At 72.2% G+C, this 19,268-nt stretch carries 21 protein-coding genes; 7 read left to right on the forward strand and 14 right to left on the reverse strand.

The window, feature by feature from the left end:
• The first annotated feature begins 71 nt into the window (after positions 1 to 71).
• Entirely contained in the window at positions 72 to 569 is a 498-nt protein-coding gene (locus AB0C27_RS43185; protein ID WP_357857517.1) for a GNAT family N-acetyltransferase, read from the forward strand.
• A 16-nt stretch (positions 570 to 585) separates the two neighbouring features.
• On the opposite strand, the gene AB0C27_RS43190 is transcribed toward AB0C27_RS43185, so the two are convergent.
• Positions 586 to 2,688 carry an elongation factor G gene (locus tag AB0C27_RS43190; protein ID WP_357857520.1) on the reverse strand — a complete coding sequence of 701 codons (2,103 nt, stop codon included), beginning with the start codon at positions 2,686 to 2,688 and terminating at the stop codon, positions 586 to 588.
• A 540-nt stretch (positions 2,689 to 3,228) separates the two neighbouring features.
• On the opposite strand from AB0C27_RS43190, the gene AB0C27_RS43195 reads away from it, so the two are divergent.
• Entirely contained in the window at positions 3,229 to 3,498 is a 270-nt protein-coding gene (locus AB0C27_RS43195; RefSeq protein ID WP_357857523.1) for a WGxxGxxG family protein, read from the forward strand.
• Between the two features lie 130 nt (positions 3,499 to 3,628).
• On the opposite strand, the gene AB0C27_RS43200 is transcribed toward AB0C27_RS43195, so the two are convergent.
• Positions 3,629 to 4,927, reverse strand: a complete 1,299-nt coding sequence (locus AB0C27_RS43200) for an FAD-binding oxidoreductase (RefSeq protein ID WP_357857526.1) — start codon at positions 4,925 to 4,927, stop codon at positions 3,629 to 3,631.
• A gap of 273 nt (positions 4,928 to 5,200) precedes the next feature.
• Here AB0C27_RS43200 and AB0C27_RS43205 point away from each other — a divergent pair, with 273 nt between their 5' ends.
• On the forward strand, positions 5,201 to 6,217 hold the full coding sequence (locus AB0C27_RS43205; RefSeq protein WP_357857529.1) for an ABC transporter substrate-binding protein: 1,017 nt from the start codon (positions 5,201 to 5,203) through the stop codon (positions 6,215 to 6,217).
• A 111-nt stretch (positions 6,218 to 6,328) separates the two neighbouring features.
• On the opposite strand, the gene AB0C27_RS43210 is transcribed toward AB0C27_RS43205, so the two are convergent.
• From AB0C27_RS43210 to AB0C27_RS43220, 3 genes are all read right to left on the reverse strand, one after another.
• A complete protein-coding gene (locus tag AB0C27_RS43210) occupies positions 6,329 to 6,811 on the reverse strand; it encodes a metallophosphoesterase family protein (protein WP_357857532.1) in 483 nt (160 codons plus the stop codon).
• Between the two features lie 110 nt (positions 6,812 to 6,921).
• Positions 6,922 to 7,653, reverse strand: coding sequence for an SRPBCC domain-containing protein (locus AB0C27_RS43215; RefSeq protein WP_357857535.1), 732 nt, complete (start codon positions 7,651 to 7,653; stop codon positions 6,922 to 6,924).
• A 1-nt stretch (position 7,654) separates the two neighbouring features.
• Positions 7,655 to 8,239, reverse strand: coding sequence for a helix-turn-helix domain-containing protein (locus tag AB0C27_RS43220; protein ID WP_346113228.1), 585 nt, complete (start codon positions 8,237 to 8,239; stop codon positions 7,655 to 7,657).
• A 134-nt stretch (positions 8,240 to 8,373) separates the two neighbouring features.
• Between AB0C27_RS43220 and AB0C27_RS43225 the strand changes: the two genes are divergently transcribed.
• Positions 8,374 to 9,204: a nucleotidyltransferase domain-containing protein gene (locus AB0C27_RS43225; protein ID WP_357857539.1), complete on the forward strand. Its 831-nt coding sequence runs from the start codon at positions 8,374 to 8,376 to the stop codon at positions 9,202 to 9,204.
• A 204-nt stretch (positions 9,205 to 9,408) separates the two neighbouring features.
• Here the strand turns inward: AB0C27_RS43225 and AB0C27_RS43230 are convergent, their stop codons facing one another.
• The 4 genes from AB0C27_RS43230 to AB0C27_RS43245 are packed head-to-tail and all read right to left on the reverse strand — an operon-like array spanning position 9,409 to position 13,380.
• On the reverse strand, positions 9,409 to 10,326 hold the full coding sequence (locus AB0C27_RS43230; protein ID WP_357857542.1) for a hypothetical protein: 918 nt from the start codon (positions 10,324 to 10,326) through the stop codon (positions 9,409 to 9,411).
• A complete protein-coding gene (locus AB0C27_RS43235; protein WP_357857545.1) occupies positions 10,323 to 11,402 on the reverse strand; it encodes a hypothetical protein in 1,080 nt (359 codons plus the stop codon). Before AB0C27_RS43235 ends, AB0C27_RS43230 begins: the two co-directional genes overlap by 4 nt.
• The gene (locus AB0C27_RS43240) at positions 11,399 to 11,845 is read right to left on the reverse strand and encodes a DUF4188 domain-containing protein (protein WP_357857548.1); all 447 of its coding nucleotides are present in this window, start codon (positions 11,843 to 11,845) and stop codon (positions 11,399 to 11,401) included. The genes AB0C27_RS43235 and AB0C27_RS43240 overlap by 4 nt, the downstream gene beginning before the upstream one ends.
• Positions 11,842 to 13,380 carry a phenylacetate--CoA ligase family protein gene (locus AB0C27_RS43245; protein WP_357857551.1) on the reverse strand — a complete coding sequence of 513 codons (1,539 nt, stop codon included), beginning with the start codon at positions 13,378 to 13,380 and terminating at the stop codon, positions 11,842 to 11,844. The genes AB0C27_RS43240 and AB0C27_RS43245 overlap by 4 nt, the downstream gene beginning before the upstream one ends.
• 292 nt (positions 13,381 to 13,672) lie before the next feature.
• Between AB0C27_RS43245 and AB0C27_RS43250 the strand changes: the two genes are divergently transcribed.
• The 3 genes from AB0C27_RS43250 to AB0C27_RS43260 all read left to right on the forward strand — a co-directional run bounded on the left by AB0C27_RS43250 (position 13,673) and on the right by AB0C27_RS43260 (position 15,634).
• Entirely contained in the window at positions 13,673 to 14,698 is a 1,026-nt protein-coding gene (locus AB0C27_RS43250) for a winged helix DNA-binding domain-containing protein (protein ID WP_357857692.1), read from the forward strand.
• A gap of 41 nt (positions 14,699 to 14,739) precedes the next feature.
• Complete coding sequence (locus AB0C27_RS43255; RefSeq protein ID WP_357857554.1) at positions 14,740 to 15,150, forward strand: helix-turn-helix domain-containing protein; 411 nt, start codon at positions 14,740 to 14,742, stop codon at positions 15,148 to 15,150.
• A 139-nt stretch (positions 15,151 to 15,289) separates the two neighbouring features.
• Positions 15,290 to 15,634 (forward strand): DUF4180 domain-containing protein, encoded by a 345-nt coding sequence (locus AB0C27_RS43260; protein WP_357857557.1) that lies wholly within the window; start codon positions 15,290 to 15,292, stop codon positions 15,632 to 15,634.
• A 30-nt stretch (positions 15,635 to 15,664) separates the two neighbouring features.
• On the opposite strand, the gene AB0C27_RS43265 is transcribed toward AB0C27_RS43260, so the two are convergent.
• The 5 genes from AB0C27_RS43265 to AB0C27_RS43285 all read right to left on the reverse strand — a co-directional run bounded on the left by AB0C27_RS43265 (position 15,665) and on the right by AB0C27_RS43285 (position 19,250).
• Positions 15,665 to 16,444, reverse strand: a complete 780-nt coding sequence (locus AB0C27_RS43265; protein ID WP_357857560.1) for a TetR/AcrR family transcriptional regulator — start codon at positions 16,442 to 16,444, stop codon at positions 15,665 to 15,667.
• Between the two features lie 43 nt (positions 16,445 to 16,487).
• Positions 16,488 to 17,336, reverse strand: coding sequence for an LLM class flavin-dependent oxidoreductase (locus tag AB0C27_RS43270; RefSeq protein ID WP_357857563.1), 849 nt, complete (start codon positions 17,334 to 17,336; stop codon positions 16,488 to 16,490).
• Between the two features lie 238 nt (positions 17,337 to 17,574).
• A complete protein-coding gene (locus tag AB0C27_RS43275; RefSeq protein ID WP_357857566.1) occupies positions 17,575 to 17,955 on the reverse strand; it encodes a hypothetical protein in 381 nt (126 codons plus the stop codon).
• A 222-nt stretch (positions 17,956 to 18,177) separates the two neighbouring features.
• Positions 18,178 to 18,798 (reverse strand): GNAT family N-acetyltransferase, encoded by a 621-nt coding sequence (locus tag AB0C27_RS43280; RefSeq protein WP_357857569.1) that lies wholly within the window; start codon positions 18,796 to 18,798, stop codon positions 18,178 to 18,180.
• A 71-nt stretch (positions 18,799 to 18,869) separates the two neighbouring features.
• On the reverse strand, positions 18,870 to 19,250 hold the full coding sequence (locus tag AB0C27_RS43285) for a MerR family transcriptional regulator (protein WP_357857572.1): 381 nt from the start codon (positions 19,248 to 19,250) through the stop codon (positions 18,870 to 18,872).
• Positions 19,251 to 19,268 lie beyond the last annotated feature (18 nt).

The following is a 19,268-nucleotide window of genomic DNA, read 5'->3' on the forward strand; positions in this document are numbered from 1 at the left end:
CAGGCCCGTGATCAGAGTCTGCTAGATTCACACCTTCCGGCCGGATTTGATCCCGGCCGGAAGGTGTTTCCATGACCATTTTTCCAGCATCGGTGCGGCCCATGAGTGCCGCCGACCGTCCCGTGGCCGAACGACTGTGGCTCATGTTCCGCCACGACATGGCCGACTACCAGGGCGGCCTGCCCAGCCGCGACGCCACGTACCACAGCGACCGGCTGCAGGCGGCGCTCGCGAATGACGACTGGGCCGCCTACCTGTTCACCAGCGACGACCATCCCGTGGGCTTCGCGTTCGTCCGCGCGCTGTCCGGCCCGGCGCGCGTGCTGAACAGCTTCTTCGTGGTCCGCGGCGCCCGCCGGTCCGGGATCGGCATGACGGCCGTACGGGACGTCCTCTCCCGTCATCCAGGACCCTGGGAGATCGCGTTCCAGGACGCCAACACGACGGCCGTCTCGTTCTGGCGCCGCGTGGCCACCGAGCTCGCCGGCCAGGCGTGGACCGAGGAACGCCGGCCGGTACCGCACCGGCCCGGCGTCCCCCCGGACGTCTGGATCTCCTTCACCGTCTGACAGCCCGCCCGGCCGGTCAGGCCGGGGCGTAGCCGGCCGGGCGGGTGGTGAAGGTGCCGCGGCCCTGGGTACGGCCGCGCAGCCGCGTGGCGTACCCGAACATCTCGGCCAGCGGCACCACCGCGGTGATGACCACCGTGCCGCCCCTGGCCGTGGAGCCCGAGATGCGGCCGCGCCGGGCCGGCAGGTCGCCCAGCACGCCGCCCGCCATGTCGTCGGGAACGGTCACCGTCACCTCCACCACCGGCTCCAGCAGCACCATCGCGCACGAGCGCAGCGCCTCGCGCAGCGCGAGCCGCCCGGCCGTGCGGAACGCCATCTCCGAGGAGTCCTTCACGTGCGTGGCCCCGTCGGTCAGCGTGACCCGCAGGCCGGTCACCGGATGACCGCCCAGCGGGCCGTCCGCCAGCGCGTCCCGGCAGCCGGCCTCGACCGCGCGCACGTACTCGCGCGGCACCCGCCCGCCGGTCACCGCCGAGGCGAACGCGAAGCCCTCCGCCAGCGGCTCGACGTCGATCACCACGTGCGCGAACTGGCCGGCGCCGCCGTCCTGCTTGACGTGCCGGTACAGCAGCCCGGACACGCCGCGCCCGACCGTCTCCCGGTACGACACCTGCGGCCGGCCGACGCCGACCTCCAGCCGGTGGTCACGGCGCAGCTTCTCCGCCGCCACCTCCAGGTGCAGCTCGCCCATCCCGGACAGCACGGTCTGCCCGGTCTCGGCGTCGGTCCGCACGGCCAGCGACGGATCCTCCTCCGCCAGCCGCGCCAGGGCCGCCGCGAGCCGGTCGGCGTCGGTGCTCCTGCGCGCCTCGATCGCCACGGACACCACCGGCTCGGTCGCGGCCGGCGGCTCCAGCAGCAGCGGCGAACCCGGCGCGCACAGGGTCGTCCCGGTGCGGGCCGCCTTCGGCCCGACCAGCGCGACGATGTCGCCGGCCGCCGCCAGCTCCGTCTCGGCGTGCCGGTCGGCCTGCACGCGCAGGATCCGGCTGATCCGCTCCGTCCGGCCCGTGCCGGCGTCCAGCACCGTGTCCCCCTTCCGTAGGGTGCCCGAGTACAGGCGCACGTAGGTGAGCCGCCCGGTCGCGGTCGAGCTCACCTTGAACGCCAGCGCGGCCAGCGGCGCGTCCGGGTCGGCGGCCCGCTTCGCACCGTCCTGCCCGCGTACGGCGGGCACGTCGAGCGGCGAGGGCAGATACCGGACGACCGCGTCCAGCAACGGCTCGATCCCCCGGTCGCGGTACGCCGCACCGCACAGCACGACCAGCCCCGCGCCACTGCCGGTCAGGTCGCGCAACGCGGCACGCAGCGTCGCCTCGGAAACCGCCGTCCCCGCATCCAGGGACCCCGCATCCAGGGACCCCGCGTCCGTGAGCCCGGAACCCGTGAGCCCGGGATCCGGTGTCCCCGCATCCGCCGCCGGTGCCGCGCAGAATTCCTCCAGCGCGGCCGGATGCAGCTCGGCGACCGCCTCCTCCAGCACCCGGCGCCGCCGCAGCGCCTCCTGGCGCAGGTCGTCGGGCACGGGGCCGGCCTGGCAGACGCCGTCGTGCCAGACCAGGGCCCGCATGGCGAGCAGGTCCACGACGCCGATGAAGCCGTCCTCGCGCCCGATCGGCAACTGCACCACCAGCGGCGCGGGATGCAGCCGCCGCCGGATCGACTCGACGGCCGCGTCGAGGTCGGCTCCGGCCCGGTCCAGTTTGTTGACGAACGCGACGCGCGGCACGCCGTGCCGATCGGCCCGCCGCCAGACGGACTCGCTCTGCGGCTCGACCCCGGCGACGCCGTCGAACACCGCGATGGCGCCGTCGAGCACCCGCAGCGAACGCTCCACCTCGTCGGAGAAGTCGACGTGGCCGGGGGTGTCGATCAGGTTGATCCGGTGCCCGTCCCAGTCGCAGCTCACCGCGGCGGCGAAGATGGTGATGCCGCGGTCGCGTTCCTGGGAGTCGAAGTCGGTGACGGTCGTGCCGTCGTGGACCTCGCCGCGCTTGTAGGTGGCGCCGGTGAGGTAGAGCATCCGTTCGGTGACGGTGGTCTTGCCGGCGTCCACGTGGGCGAGGATGCCGAGATTACGGACGGTGGTCAGAGAGTTGAGCAGGTGAGCACGCACGGCCCTTGCCCCTTCCGGGACGTTGTCGTTCGAGGACGGCGCGATTACCCCGGCGAAAGGAAGTCGTCAGGGCAGCAGCCGGCGGCGGCCGCGCAGCCGACGCCGGGACCGCGAAGACACCAGGATCACCTCGAAACGCGACGGGGGGACGACGGCGGCGGTGTGGGCACGCATGGCCGGCTCCCTTCCTCGTCCCGTATTGGCGTCGATCAAGGAGTGTAGCGACGGCGTACGACGGAGGGAATCGAATTTATCCCCCGATATGCGACGCTCTGCCACCGTCCGACCTCGAACTGTTGTCAAAGGTTCGCGCGGCGATCGTGGGGTGATTTGTCGGGAAATGTCGGAGACCCGTGTACGCGCGGGCATCCGGGCCGCCACCGCTCCGGGGCGGGTCGAGAAGGTGTTTGATGCCGTCAGCAGAATGGTAGAGGCGTATTTAGCAGGGGATATGGAGATCGCCCCGCTATCGGGAGCCTTCAGAGAAGGCGTGATAGGCGGTCTCCGCGGTTGCTGAGACCGCCGGATCGGGGGAACCCAATGCGCAAGACCCTCACCGGGCTGGGCCTGGCGTTCTTCTTGACGCTAGCTCCGGCTGCTGTGGCGACGGCCGACTCGCCGGTCGCGCCCGTCGCGCAGAGCCAGGTGACACCCGCACCGCAGGACGACAGACGAGACGAAGGCGGCGGCAACGCCGGCCTGTGGGGCCTGCTGGGCCTGCTGGGTCTGCTCGGCTTCGCCGGTATGCGCAAGCAGCGCAACCACGTAGGCACCTCGGAGCACATGGGGCACCGCACCCAGCGCCCGTGACATGCCCAGACCTCGGCCCCCGGCCGGGGTGACCTCCGATGTGGCACGGCCGGCGCCGCCCGGTCGTGCCGCTCGGTGGACGATCGCCCGCCGCCGCCGTCCGTGACCGGGGCGCTCGGCCCGGTGGCGTTCACCGGGAGACGACGTGGCCGACGCGGAAGAAGCCGTCCGGGTCGTAGGCCCGCTTGACCTGGCGCAGCCCCGCGTAGTCCGTCGCGGTGAAGGCGTGCGCCGTCCGCTCGGGGTCGGCCAGGAAGTTCAGGAACGTCCCGCCGTTCGCGTACGGCCGCAACTCCCCGGCCAGCCCCGGCACGACCGTGTCCACGATCGCCGACAGCCGGGTGGAACGGTGACTGACCGGCCCGGCGTCCGGCCCGGGACGGCCCAGGGCGCCGCCCCAGTGGCGGATCTCCACCGTCTGGGCCCGCCCGGCGGCCCGTACCAGGACGTCGATCAGCGCGTCGGGGACGGTGTCGAACATGTCCATGTGCCGGTTCGGGGTCCCGCCCATGGCCGTGGCCGCGTACGTGGTGGTCCGCGTCTCGTCCAGCAGCGCCGGACCGGCCGCCCGCCACAGCGGTGCGAGCAGTTCGCGGGCCTCGCGCGCCGGTCCGGCGTGCACGACCTTGAGCATCGCCACGTGCCTGCCGCGCACCGCCGCCGGCGTCCGCTCGTCGCCGGGCATGCGCTTGAGCACGACTGCGGTGCTGAGCTCGTCGGGGGCGTCGTCGATCCAGTCCCGGTACGCCGTCAGGAGTTCCGCTGCCGCCTCCACCGGGAAGTACGCGAACCCGGAGAACACCTCGGACACCGGGTACAGCCGGAACTCCAGCGCCGTCACGACGCCGAACCCGCCCCCGCCGCCGCGCAGCGCCCAGAACAGCTCCGGATGGCTGTCCGCGCTCGCCGTGACGTGCCGGCCGTCGGCGAGTAGCACCTCGGCCCGCACCACGCTGTCGGCGGCGAAGCCGTGCCTGCGCCCGAGCCAGCCCAGCCCGCCGCCGAGCGTGTAGCCGGTGACGCCCACGGACGGCGACGAACCGGACAGCGGCGCCAGCCCGAACGGCGCGGCGGCGGCGATCACCTCGCCCCAGCGCGCGCCCGGCCCCACGCGGGCGATCCGGCGCGCGGGGTCGACCAGGACCGAAGCCATCGGGGCGGTCTTGACCAGGATTCCGCCGTCGCAGGCGGTGTGCGTGCCGTGCCCGGTGGCCTGGACCGCGAACGGCACCCCGTGGGCCCGCGCGGTCAGCAGTGCCGCGCGCACGTCCGCGGCCCCGTACGCCTCCGCGACCAGCGCCGGGTGGGAGTCCACGGCCGGGTTGAGCGAGCGGCGCGCCTCGTCGTAGCCGGCCTCGCCGGGCAGGTGCACGGGGCCGGTGAAACCGGGCAGGCGGATCTCGTCCTGGATGGTGTACGGCTGGCTCATGTCTGCGGCCCTTCTCGTCCTCGGTGATCTGGGATCACTGTGCTGGAGGGCGCTTACGGCCACGTTCTGGTCCTCTTACCGCGGGCCTTAAGCGCCTGAAGGGCTCCAGGATCATCCGGCAGGGGCCGCCGCCGAATCCGCCGGTCGTCGCCGCGAGGGATACGTCGCGGGGCGTAGGCGGGGAGGTCCGCGTACACCTTCATGGAAGGTATAACTTAGGTAAGGCTAAGCTAATTTGCTGACCATCAAGCTCGGGTGATCGAGGAGTTTCCATTGGCCAGCGTTCCGCGACGTGCCTTCGTCGCTCTCGGCGTCGCCGCCCTGCTCGGCGTCGGCGCGTGCGGCGGGACGTCCTCGCCGCCCTCCGCCCCCACCATCTCGGGGCAGGGCTCCTGGGCCTGGACCGACGACCGCGGCAAGACCATCTCCCTCCCGCAGCGGCCGCAGCGCGTCGTCGCCCAGTCGGGCGCCGCCGCCGCGCTCTGGGACTTCGGCGTACGCCCCGTCGGCGTGTTCGGCCCGCACCGGCTCAAGGGCGGCGGGCGCGACCCCGAGGTCGGCGAGGTCGACATCACCAAGGTCGAGTCGATCGGCAACGTGTGGGGGGAGTTCAACCTTGAGAAGTACGCCGCCCTCCAGCCCGACCTGCTGGTGGCCGGCATGTACCAGAAGAACAGCCTCTGGTACGTGCCCGAGCAGTCGGTCGAGGCGGCCGACCAGATCGCGCCGTCGGTCGGCGTACAGCTCAGCGGCAAGCCCCTGGTGCGGATCATCGAGAAGTACGGGCAGCTCGCCGCCGCCCTCGGCGCGGACCCGGGGGCGGCGCCCGTGGTCGAGGCCAGGCGGCGCTTCGAGGCCGCCGGCGCCGCGCTCAAGGCCCTCGCCGCCGAACGGCCCGGACTCAAGGTCATGATCGTCACCGGCACGCCCGAGTCCCTGTACGTCGCCTACCTGCCGGACCACCCCGACATCACGTACTGGGGCGAGCTCGGCCTGAACGTCGTCTCCCCTGAGAAGCCCACCGAGAGTGAGGGCGGCTTCTGGGAGGTGCTCAGCTGGGAGAACGCCGACAAGTACGAGGCCGACGTGATCCTCGTGGACGCGCGCGCCCAGTCGATGAAGATCGAGGAGATGGCCGCGAAGCCGACCTGGGCCAAGCTGCCCGCGGTCAAGGCCGGCCAGCTCTACCCGTGGCACGCGGCCGAGCGCTACAGCTACCTCGGGTACGCCAAGGTGATGGAGGAACTGAAGACGAACCTCGAGAAGTCGCGGGACGACGTGGTGAAGTAGCCGGACCGGGTGGCGGGGACGGCGTGGTGGCGTAGCGGGTTCAGGCGACGGGACGGCATGGTGGCGTAGCGGGATCAGGTGACGGGACCGCGTGGTGAAGCGGCGGCGGGATCAGGTGACGGGGACGATCTCCGCCGCCGTCAGGACGCCGCGTTCGACGGTGAGCAGGCCGATGGTGCCGTGCGGCTGGCGGCGGCGGTCGGTGGGGGAGCCCGGGTTGAAGATCCGCAGGCCCTCGCCGGACTCGTCGAGCGGGATGTGCGAGTGCCCGAAGACCACCAGGTCCGCCTCCGGGAAGCGGCGCCGCATCCGGGCCAGCCGGCCCTGGGCCGGGCCGCTGTCGTGGATCATCCCGATCCGCAGCCCGTCCAGCGTCAGCTCCAGCGTCTCCGGCGCCACCACGTCGGGGCCGTCGTTGTTGCCCTTGACGACGTGAACGGGAGCGTACGCGGCCAGCTCCTCCAGGACCGAGGGGACGCAGACGTCGCCCGCGTGCAGGATGACGTCGGCGCCCCGCAGATGCCCGGCGACCCGGGGCGGGCACTCGCGCCAGCGCCTGGGCGCGTGCGTGTCGGACAGAGCGACCACCTTCACCCGCTCAGTCCTCCCCACTCACCCGCGACTCACCCCAGTCACCAGCGACTCACCCCCGCGAGCCGGCCGCACGAACCGGTCGTGCTCGGTTACCGGCTCGCCTGGGTCGATCACGCCGGGTCGTACAGCTCCCGCAGCCACTCCCGCCACCGTGCGCCCCGATCTTCCTCCTCCAGACCGCCGAACAGCAGGTGGGAGGCGATCACGGAGCCGCCGAACCCCTGGAGGAAGCGGTAGATCGCGTCGCCGGCCCGCACCCCGACCGTCTGCGAGTTGCGGGAGAAGACGACCCCCTCGACTCCGTCGCCGGGCCCGAAGCGGATCCGGTCGCCGGGCGACGGCGGGCCGCCCAGGGCCGCGTTCAGCCGTTCCCACGCGTGCGGCCAGTCCGTGACGGGCGGGCTGAACTCGGTGATCGGGGCCGCCACCCGCCCCGCGAAGTGGTTCAGGTATTCGACCAGCGTCGCGAAGTACATCTCCAGGCCCCTGGACATGGCCTCGAACTCGTCCTGCCAGTCGTCGCCCGGCAGGAACCCGCTGGTCACCATGCGGACGACCGTGCTGCCGTGCTCCCGGCCCTCGATCATGAACTCGTACGCGACGAAACGGCCGTCCTCGCCCTTGTCGCTGCCGTGCGCCAGGCGGCTCGACGGCTCGGCGTCGGTCACCGTGGACGGGGGCAGCTCGAACGGCCCGAACGCCGTGCGCACGACGCCATCCGCCACCTCGGTGCGCCCCATGAACCAGGAGTCGATGCCGGGGCCGGTCGAGATGGCCTCCCAGACCTCCTCCGGGCTCGCGCCGACCTGCGCCTCCTGGGGGAGTTCGAACCCGTGCCCCACGTCAGTGCTCCTTCACCGAGGGGTGGACGGCCACGATCAGGCGATGATCACGCCCGCCCTCGGCGCTCTCGTCGTGATATTTGCTGACAAGGGAAGTGACGCACTGCGCCAGCTCCTCCGCGAACGCCGCCCGGTCGGCCGCCGACGCGAAGCGCACCTCACCGTCGATCGCGAACGTGGCCACCCGCTTGCGCGTCTTGGCGGCCCCCGTGATCAGCGTGCCGACATCCCGTACGAGCTGCGCGGCCAGCGCCAGCAGCCACCGCGCCGACAGCCGGTCGGAGAACCTGGCCGGATCGGGCTGCACGGAGGCCAGCGCGACGGGCGAGATCACGAAGGACGCGGCCGTCGCCTGCATCACCCGTTCGGTGACATTGCCCTTCTTGCGCTCCTCGACCAGTTCCACCAGCCCGTGCCGCTCCAGCGTGCGCAGGTGGTAGTTGACCTTCTGCCTGGCCAGGCCCACCTTGGCGGCGAGCGAGGTCGCCGAACCCGGCTCGACCAGCTCGGACAGGAGCTTCGAGCGCATGGGGTCGAGCGACGCCTCGGCCGCCGCGGGGTCCTCGATCACCGCCACTTCATGCATGGATGAACGATGCCACCGAAAAAAATCATTGTCAAGAAGTCGGGTGGGCGGCCGGCCGCCACAGGGCCGGCCTGCGGTGTGGGCCGTGCGCCGTGGGGGGCCACGGGCGAGTGTGAACGTCTACCCTCGACACCGTGCGTACGCCCAATCCAGCCCCCGACCTCGCCGGCATCGCCGATCGCCTGGCCGCCGTCCCCGGAGTGGTGGCCGTCGTCCTGGGCGGCAGCCGGGCCCGCGGCACCCACCGGCCCGACTCCGACATCGACCTCGGCCTCTACTACCGCGGCGACCTCGACGTCGGCGAGCTGCGCGCGCTCGCCGCGAAGCTGACCGGCCAGGACACCGAGGTCACCGAGCCCGGCGGCTGGGGCCCCTGGGTGGACGGGGGCGGCTGGCTCACCGTGGACGGATGGCGAGTGGACTGGATCTACCGCGACCTCGACCGCGTACGACGCGTCTGGGCCGACTGCCAGGCCGGCCGCTACGAGATCGGCTTCCAGGTCGGGCACCCGCTCGGCTTCTACTCCCACGCCTACGCCGGCGAGGTGGCCATGTGCCAGGTGCTCGCCGACCCCGGACGCGAGCTCGCCGCGTTGCGCGCGGAGACCGCGCACTACCCTCCCGCGTTGCGGGAGGCCCTGATCAGAGGGCTGTGGGAGTGTGACTTCGCCCTGATGACCGCCCGGTACGGCGCCGCCGGCCACGACCCGGCGTACGCGGCGGCGGCCCTGTTCCGGGCGATCGGCGTGGCCTGCCACGCACTGCACGCGGCCGACGAGACCTGGCTGATCAACGAGAAGGGCATGATCGCCTCAGCCGACCGGCTCCCGTCGGCCCCCGAGGGCTTCGGCGAGCGGGCCCGCGCACTCCTGGCGACGGTGGGGGAGACCCCGGACCAGATCGGCCGCACCATAGACAAGGCCACCCACCTCATCGCCGACGTCCGCACAGCCTGCGGCACCTGACATCCCTGCCGCCAGCGGCGTCTGACGTCGGCTTCGGTCATGGACCACAGCAGGCCATCGCGCCGAAGCCGCCGGACCATACGTGCACAGCGCCCGCCGCCCAGCCCGGCCCAGTGCCGATCACTGGGCCGATCACTGGGCCGATCACTGGGCCGATCACTGGGCCGATCACTGGGCCGATCACCGGGCCGGGCAGGGTGCCGGTCATGACCGGAGGCGGGCCGACGGAGGAGACGGAACCTTCGGGCGGCCGACGCGGGCTATGTGCAGGAGCGTCCGCGGATCGGACACCCCCAGCCGTCCCGCCAGCACCCGCCGAGTCGGCTCACAGTCGATGACCTGGCTGAGCGGATGCGTCGTGTACCCGAGCCCCGACAACGTCAGCCAGTTCCGCATCAACGCCCGCCCCAGCCCGACCTCCTCCGTGACGTCGCCCACCAGCACCAGCACGTCCCCGTCGTAGTCGAGCAGCCCCCGCGACGCCCCCGCCAGCACCCTGGGCAGGCCCAGCCGCCGCAAAGCCGGGTACAGGGCGAGCGAGGCGCGCAGCCCGAGCGCCTCCGCCCTGGTGAGCGCGAGGGCGCGGTCGCTGAGGCCGTCGAGGAAGTAGCGCCGGTGCCGCCGGGTCAGCCGCAGCCAGGCCCGCAGCTCCCGCGTCACCCTCCGGTCGCCGAACTGGTGCAGGTCCGCCGCGTGCAGCAGGTCCGCCAGGTCACGGCAGGGGAGCCGGCGCATGCCCTCCATGGCGCCGGCCACCTCCTCAGGCAGCCGCCCGCCGTGGTACTCGCCCCGGTTCGCCCCGCGAGCCCGTACGTCGGCCGTGGTGAACGGCGTCTCGTACCGCCGCGCGGCCCCGTGCAGGAAGCCCACCCGCAGCGGCCCCGGGTCGGGGCGGAAGTCGACGTCGAGGCCGGCGTCCGCGCACACGATCAGGCAGCACTCGACGAACGCCCCCAGGCTGAGCCGCAGGTCACGCCCCGTCGGGTCGCTGACGGGCAGGGCGCGGGCGGGGTCCCAGCCGACGGCCACCTCGTCGCCCTCGTACGTGAGCGTCCACGGCTGGGTGTTGTGCGCGCTGGGCGCGCGCCAGAAGTCGGGCTCCAGTGCCCGCAGCTCTCTCACGCGAGGTCCTTGGCGTAGAAGGTGTAGCCGTGCAGCGGCCGGCCGCCCATCGCGGTGTACTGGGCGGCCGAGCCCGGGTTGGTCCGCTCCACGTACGTGCTGCGCAGCGTGTGGTAGCCGCCCCGCCGCAGCCCGTCGTGCAGCTCGCGCGAGAGCAGCCGCATGTAGCCGCGCCCCTGCTCGTCCGGGACCGTGCCCTTGACGATCAGCACGGCCTCTCGGCGGTGGTGCGAGCGGGTGGCGAGCAGGCGGAGCTGGTTGAGTGGGTGCAGGTCGCCGCGGATCCGGGCGACAAAAGTTGATATGTCGGGCAGGCACAGCACGAACGCGATCGGCCGGCCCGCCTTCGTGAGGTAGAGCAGCAGGGCCTCGTCGAGCAGGTACGCCAGCCCGTCCGTCTGCTCGGCCAGCTGCCGCTCCGAGATCGGCGTGTAGTAGCCGAGCGAGGCGAAGCTGGCGTTCAGCATCTCGCGCAGGATCGGCAGCTGCTCCTTCACTCGCCGCCGATCGCCCCGGTGCACCCGCAGCTCCTCGGCCTCCATGCGCGTGTCGTCGAAGGCGAAGACCGGCTTGTCGGGCACGGGGCAGATCCAGGTGTCGGACTCGAAGCAGCGGGTGAAGCCGTACGCCTCGTAGGCGGCCGGATAGTACGGAGGGTTCCAGGCGCTGTCGATGAAGCCGCGCTCGGCGAAGCCGGAGGTGATCACGCCGCCCGCCTGGTTGGGCAGCAGCGAGACCGGCCCGAACAGCGGCCGCCCGCCCCCCGCCGCCGCGATCCCGTCGAACAGCTCCTCCGCCGCCTCCTCGGCGAACTCCGTCAGCCCGAACAACTGCGTGGCCCGCCCCAGCCTGGCGTCGAGGGCGGCGTCGGTGTGCAGCGTGGTCCTGGCGACGACCCGGCCGCCGTGCCGCAGCACGTACAGGGGCACGCCGCGGCGCCACCACGCGCGCACGGTCGCGTGCAGCGGCGGCACGAAACGTTCGTCGCCCGCGTACAGACGGTCGGTCAGCGCGAGGAAGTCGCGCAGGTCGCGCCGCGACTCCGCCCGGCTCAGCGATCCAGATCCAGGGCTCACGGGCGGACCACCGGCGGGCCCGCTTCGTCCTCGGTGGACAGCGGCGTGAACGTCTCGATGTGCGCCATCGGGCCGCCCTCGGCCCGCCACGCGCCGTTGCTGTAGCCCTCGGGCTCGGCGTTGTAGAGCCGGATGTAGCCGGCGGTGGCGTTCTTGGTGCCGTCGGTCACCCACCGCATGAGCTCGCGATGGTGCCGGCTGCGGGCGAAGCGCAGCAGCGCGTCGCGGTCCTCGAAGAACGCGATCGTGCCCAGCGTGTACGGAAACTCCCAGTAGATCGTGTGCCACCGGTAGCCGCGCATGCGTTTCATGTCACGGACCATCCGGAACCAGGTCAGCGTGAGCTTGATGATCGACAGCGGCCCCCGGTAGCGGGTCGCCCCGACGAACATCGCCGTCGCCTGCCCCTGCGGCGGCGCCTGGCTGAAGTCTGTGGTCCTCATGCGTCCTTCACCAGGTAGACGTTCTTCATTTTTGTCAGCCCCGCGAACGGCCCCTCGCCCAGCCCGAACACCCTGATCCGCAGGTCGGCGGCCGACGGGTCCTCCTTGAGCGACTCGGCGAAGTCGCGCGAGACGGCGCTCAGGTGGGCCACGACGCCCTTGCGGCAGATCGCCACGAGGTCGTCCCGGTCCACCTCGCCGCGTACCTCCAGGTTGATCACCGGGCGGTACTCCAGGCCGGGCAGCTCCTCCAGCGACAGGCAGAACCGGTTGATCGCGGCGGCGTGGGGATTGCCCTGGTAGAGGCCGTACTCGACGTCCTGCGGGTAGAGGTTGGCGCCCATGTAGGAGATCGTCGAGTCCTTGCGACCGAACAGGAACAGCAGCGGCAGGCTCATCCGCTCGTCGGTCCACATGCGCTCGTACTCGTCGTCGCCGAGCGCCCGCCTGACCTCGGCCAGCGTGTGCAGCCGGGCCTCGTCGCCGACGTTGTAGCGCAGCTTGGGCTGCAGGCAGCTCTTGGTGTTGATCGTGCACAGCAGCTCGCCGCCGGCGTTCACCTCGAGGAACGTCTCCAGCGGGTTGTAATGGAAGATCATCGGCAGCCGCTGCTCGCCCGGCCCGAGCAGCCGGTCGCGCAGGTCCTGGTCGGTGGCCAGGCGCTTGCGCAGCCGCACGCTGAACCCGCTCTCCGCGCCCATCCCGATCGTCAGGTCGCTGGCGCCGTAGCCGGAGCGGACCTCCTCGAAGCGCTCCTCCAGGTAGTCGCGCAGCGCCTCCGTCATGCCCTCGCCGCCGACCATGCCGCGCACGCGGTACTCGGCCCAGGGGAAGCCCGCCTCGTCGAGGCGGTCGCGCAGATGCTTGAGGAACGGCGGGTACGCCGCCACCACGTAGTCGTAGCCCGGCCCGAAGTGCTCCAGCGTGTCGGCGATCTTCTCCAGGTCGGGGCCGGTGTTCTTGACCATGGCGATGCGGGCCATGGCGGCGCCCGTGGTGGTGCCGGTGGCCCACGCGCCCATCGAGTACGCGTTGATCACGAACAGCCGCTCGCCCGGGAAGACCAGCTCGATGTAGCCGGCGGCGTTGCGGTAGATGCCCTTGAGCTCGCGCGGCCCCCGTACCCAGTTGTACGGTTTGCCGCTCGACCCCGACGACTCGTCCACGATCACGCCCGGACGGTGCAGCCTGCCCTCCTGGCAGCGGCTCGCCTCGTCGTAGGCCCCCGCGTAGTTCTGCTTGGTGGTCTCGGGGAAGTCGGCCAGCCTCCGGGCGTGCTCGGCGCCGTTCGCGCGCAGGAAGTGGCGGTACGCGGGCACGTCCACGGCCGCGAACTGGCAGGCCACCCGCGCGTGCCCGGCGGCGACCCGGTCGAGCGCGGGATGGTAGCCGCGGGCGACGAGCCGCCAGACGGCTGGGTGCAGGGCGCCCAGCCGGTACGCGCCGGTCAGGGCCCAGGAGTAGGCCTGGAGCCGGGCTCTGCGCCAGCGCTGGCGAGCGGTGAGCGGCCCGAGGACGGGGCTGAAGCGGATCATGACGGGTGACATTAGTGCGATCAGATGAAAGATCGCTTTAAGTCCACTTTCATCGGTATAACGGCGTATATGCGGAACGAAGCTTTCCGCGTTCTCTTCTAGCGTGGGTTCATCGGACGAGGAGGACGTGGTGATCGAACTGTCGTGGCCGCAGGTCAGCGCGAGGCGCCTGGAGCGAGCCGGCCTGAACGGCCGCCCACCGGGCCCGGCGAGGCCTCTGGTGAGGCCGGATGCGGCGGGATCTGGTGCGACGAAGGCGGATGCGGCGGGTACGGTCGCGGTGGTGGCGGCGATGTGCGGGGCGCACGCGCAGGTGATGTCGGCCGCCGAGGCGTCCGTCGGGATGCGGTTGCCCGGTATCACCCGGGCCGCCGTCCGCGAGGCGCTGTGGAGTGAGCGCACCCTGGTCAAGACGTACGGGCCGCGCGGCACCGTACACCTGCTTCCCGCCCGCGACCTGCCGATGTGGGTGGACGCCCTGTCGTCGGCCCCGGCCGCGACGCCCGTCGCCACAGGAGACGTCAGGATGACCGGCGAGCAGACCGAGCAGGTGGTGGCGGCCATCGGCAAGGCCGTCGCCGGGGCCGCGCTGACGATCGACGAGCTGAGCGAGGCGGTCGTCGCCGCCACCGGGCCGTGGGCGGGAGACCTGGTCATGCCCGCGTTCCAGGGCTACTGGCCGCGCTGGCGGCAGGCGATGGCGCTGGCGGCGCACCGGGGCGCGTTCGTGTTCGGGCCGGTACGGGGCCGCAAGGTCACCTACACCGCCCCGCCGGACGCGCCACCCGTGACGGACGGGCTCGCCCGGTTGGTCACGAGCTACCTGACGGCGTACGGGCCGGCCACACCCGAGGACTTCGCCCGGTGGGCCGGCGGGCCGGTGCGGTGGGCGGCCGACGGGTTCGGTGCGGTGGAGCTGGAGGAGGTGCTGTTCGAGGGGCGGCGGGCCTGGGTCCTCGCGGGCGACACCGGGGCGCCGGATGAGTCGCCGCGCGGGGTGCGGCTGCTGCCGTACTTCGACGCGTACGTGGTGGCGGGCCGGCCTCGCGAGCTCCTGTACGCCGGCGACGCGGCCGCCCGGGCGCTGACCGGCGGCCAGGCGGGCAACTTCCCCGTGCTGCTGGTGGAGGGGAACGTGGCCGGTGTCTGGCACCAGCGGCGATCGGGGAACCGGATCGACGTCACGGTCGAGCCGCTGCGCGACCTCACCGCCGGGCAGGCGCGCGAACTGGAGGAGCAGGTGGAGCGGCTGGGCGAGGTGCTGGAGGCCCGGCCACGCCTGACCGTCGGCCCGGTCACCGTGGGTGCGCACGCCTGACTCCGTATCACTCCCTTTCGTACGGCATAATAGGGAGTGAAATGGAGCGATACACCGTTGAACAGGTAGCCGATCTGCTCGGGCTGCACGTCAAGACCGTCCGCAACTACGTACGGGAGGGGCGGCTGCCCGCCGTCAGAATCGGCAAGCGATACCGGATCGCCAAGGAGGACCTCGAGGCGTTCACCGGCGTCCCCGTGACGCCGCCTGCTGGTCCGGCCGCGTCCCGCCGCGCGGAGGTGTCCAGCATCGTGCAGGTCGACGGCCTGCCCAGGGCCGCCATGGACCGGCTCAGCACGGCGGTCCTGGGCGCGCTGGGCGGGGGGCCGAGCGGGGTGCGGGTGCAGTTCGTCTACGACGAGGAACGCGAGCACCTCAAGGTCGTCGTGCTGGGCGCCCTGGAGGAGAGCGCCCAGGTCCTCCGCCTCATCGACGTCCTGGTACGCCCCTGACCCCGCCATGCCGGTACGCCCCGACCCCGGACAAACCGGCACGCTGGAACCCTCTCATGCGGACCCGCCGGCACGGTCCCGACGCCGGCGCGGATCGCCCGCCCACCCCCTCACCACATGCTTCATGGAGATTTCCGAAATGACCGACATTCTGCGCTACGACCCCGACGCCCAGCCTCTGAGCGAGGTCCGCGACGTGCTCGACCTCATCGGCGAGGCCTGGTCCACCCGGGCCACCTGGGTCTCCGTGCCCGCCGACCGGCTGCCCGGCGGCTTCTTCACGCTGAGCAACGGCGTGGCGGGCGAGATCACGCAGAAGTTCGCCCAGTACGGCATCGGCCTGGCCATCGTGGGCGACGTCTCCGGGCACGCCACGACCAGTTCGTCCGTGCGCGACTGGATCTACGAGTGCAACCGCGGCCGCCAGCTCTGGTTCGTCCGCGACGACGAGGAACTGACCACCCGGCACGCGGCCCTCGGCTGACTCGACGCCGTCCGGCCTGTTCTTCGGCCCTCAGCCCGTCTTGACGGCCGCCTCCACACCGTCGAGCAGCACGCCCAGCCCCACCGCGAACGTCTCGCTGACCCGATGCTCCATGTACGGCTCGTCGTCGCCGGGCCCGTCGTCCTCCGACTCGATCCACGCCACCATCGGGAACCGGGTGGCGAACCCCGGCGCGACCTCCTCCAGCAGGGACGAGCGCGCCAGCCACCACTCCTCGTCGGAGACCCCGGTCTCCGACGGCGCCTGCCGCGACTCGCTGATCGACTTGGCCGCCCCCCGCACGAAGTCGAACAGCAGCGCCACCACCCCACGCAGCCGGCGCGGGCGCAGCCCGGTGGCGCGCAGCACCGCCACCACGCTCTCCAGCATGGCGAACTCGTTGGGCCCCAGCACCGGCCGCGCCTGCGACACCTGCAGCACCCAGGGGTGACGCAGGTAGAAGGCCAGCGTGTCCTCGGCCCACGAGGCGACCGCCGCCCGCCAGCCCCGGCTCAGGTCGTAGGAGGAGGGCAGCTCGGCCAGGGCGCGGTCGTACATGAGGTCGACCAGCTCGCCCTTGCTCGGCACGTACGTGTAGAGCGCCATCCCCGTGCGGCCCAGCCGCAGGCCCACCTTCCGCATGGACAGCGCCGCCATGCCCTCGGCGTCGGCGACCTCGATCGCGGCCACCACGATCGCGTCGACGCTCAGCCCCGGCTTGGGACCGGGCCGCACCTCGCCCGGCTCGCCGCTGCGCCACAGGAGTGCCATGGACCGTCGCGCGTCACCCTGACCTGCGTAGACGACCAAGCGGAACTCCCCGTCCTGGACAATTCTTTACGGCATAAGGATATCAGGGGCGCTCTTTCGCTGATCTCCGCGCGATCACCGCGGCGAGCATCTCCCACGACGTCTCCGGGTGCAGGGTCTGCTCGGGGTCGCCGTGGAACGGGTCGAGCACCACGGTCTCCGCGCCGAGGACGCGCAGCTCCTCGAGGTCGTCCATGATCTGCTCGATCGTGCCCACGCCGGCCAGCCGGTCGGTGCCCGTCACGGGCTCCGGCGTCACCCGCAGCTGGATCCGGGGGGCCAGCGCGGGGGCGGCCACGCCCTCCTCGGCGGCCAGGGCCACCACGCGCGGATAGGTCTCGCGCAGATAGGGGAGGGTGTTCCAGAGCGGGTGCCAGGCCTGGCCGAAGCGCACCGTGCGGAGCAGCGCCGCCCGGCTCTCGCCGCCGACCCAGATCGGCACGCGGCCGCGGTAGTCGCGTTCGTCGGCCCAGGCGGCCGTGATGGCCGCCAGATGTTCGTCGGTGATCCGGCCGCGCTGGTCGTGGGCCACTCCCAGGGCCTCGAACTCCTGCCGCGCCCACCCGATCCCGACGCCCAGCACCAGCCGGCCGCCGCTGAGGTCGTTGAGGTTGGCCGCCATGCGGGCCACCAGCAGCGGATGACGATAGGGGACGATCAGCACCGTGGTGCCGAGCGCGACGCGCGTGGTGACGCCGGCCAGCCAGGAGAGCGTGGTGAACGGCTCGTAGAAGGGGGCGGGATACTTCGCGGCGACGTCGGGGGTGATCGCCACATGGTCGGAGACCATGAGCAGATCGAACCCGAGCCCTTCCACCGTCTGCGCCCAGTGGCGGATCATGCCGGGGTCGGTGCCCGGGCCGAAATTGGGGACGTTCACACCTAGTCGCACCCGGTCAGGCTATCGAGTGATCACCCACCGCGGAAATCCGCACGGCGCAGAACGGGTGGCGGAGCAGTTCGGGGGCTGACGTCCAGGACGGTCAAGGCCAGGACGGGTGACGTCCGGGACGGTCGGGCCGGGACGGGACGCCTGACGTCCGGGACGGCCGGGGCCGGGACGCGCAACGTCCGGGGCGGTCGTCCCGGCACCCGTACCGCGGGCGCCGGGACGGTCACGTGACGGGAGGTCAGCCGCCGACGCCCGCGCCCGCGCCGCGGCCGAGCCCGTGGCCGACCCAGTTGCCGTTGCCGCTGGTGGGCCAGTTGCGGTGCAACCACCTGCGGACCTCGTCGTGGTCACCGTACTGGCCGTACCAGTGGTCGCCGTGGTGGCCGTGGTGACCGTCGTGCGCGCCGCCCTTGCAGCCGTCGGCGTCGCGGGTGCCGGCGAAGACGCCGTGGCGGGTGACGTGGTGGTAGGTGGTGTCCTCGTTCAGGCCGACACCGCAGTCCTTCGGGTAGCTGTGGTTCCAGTCGGTCCAGATGTCGGCGGCCGCGGTGCCGGTGGTCCCGAACAGCGCGGCAGCGGTGAGCAGCGCACTCCCGGCGGCGATGAGGCTCTTTCTCATGATCTCCCCCTGTAATCACGAAGTGACATCGGCCATCACTCTACGGAGCGATCTTGGGCGATGAAGGATGCGCCACACCCCGTTTCACCCAACAGGCGGCCCTCTACCAGCAAACTCACCCCCGGCCTCCGGGCGCGCGGTGTACGGGCCGGCCGCCGCGCACGGTCGAACGCGCCCGGATCAGGCGCCCACGGTCAGGCGCTCACATCAGGGCACCCGCGTTCAGGCGAGCAGCACTTCGGCGCCCACCGGCACGTACCCCGCCGCGAGCAACGCCCGCACGCTCGCCGCGTTCCCCGGCGCGACCTGCGCCCACACCGGCTCGGGCACGACATGCCTGGCCGCCAGGGCCAGCCGCCGGCCCAGGCCCCGGCCGCGGCACTCCGGCTCGACCTCGACCGCCGCCTCCCAGCGGCCCGCCACTCCGCGCCCCACCGTGAGCAGGCCGCCTTCCGGTGCCGTCCACACGCGTACGGAGTCGCGGTAGCGGCGGGCCCGCGCCACCCGCGGATGGTCGTTGTCCGTCACCTCCTCCAGCTCGATCGGCGGCGGGCCCGGTAGGGGCTCGGCCAGGCCGAGCAGGTCCACGCTGCCGATCCGGCGCCCCGTCCGGCCGGCCAAAGCCTGGAGGAACGCCGGTCCGAGGGGCGCCGACAGGTCGCCGGGCGGCAGCAGGCCGCGGATCCAGGCGGGGTCGGCGTCGGCGAAGACCACCGCGTGCGCCGTGAGGGACAGCACGCCCAGGTCGCGGGGCGAGGGCTGCGGCACGATCGTCAGCCCGCCGTCGGCCGGCGGGAAACAGCCGCGCCGCACGTTCAGGAGGATCTCGTCAAGGGTGGTCATGCCGGCCCAGTCTGCAGGGTCTCGACGGAGGAGGTCGGGCCGGCTCGGTCCGCAGGGGTCGTCCAGGCTCGTCATGTCGTTTCGGTCCGCAGGGCGCGTACGGCGGCGAGGTAGGCGTGGATGGCGTCGCGGTTGCGGGACAGGCAGTCGATGCGTTCCTGGAGGCGGTTCGCCTCCGCCTCCAGGAGGGCGGCCAGCTCGGGGGTGAGGCACTGCGGATGCAGGTGGATCTGGCTGGGATCGTCCAGGAACGGCAGGATGCGGCGGATGATCTCCGTGGTGAGGCCGGAGTCGAGCAGGCCGCGGATCTGCTGGACGAGCCGGACCGCCGACTCCGGGTAGTCGCGGTAGCCGTTGTCGGCGCGCTCGGGATGCAGGAGGTCCTGCTCCTCGTAGTAACGCAGCATGCGCGGAGGAACGCCCGTGCGCTGCGACAACACCCCGATCCTCATTACGTGCTTCCTCCGTAT

The sequence above is a fragment of the Nonomuraea sp. NPDC048882 genome (assembly GCF_040649755.1).
In the GTDB taxonomy this organism is placed as follows: domain Bacteria; phylum Actinomycetota; class Actinomycetes; order Streptosporangiales; family Streptosporangiaceae; genus Nonomuraea; species Nonomuraea maheshkhaliensis.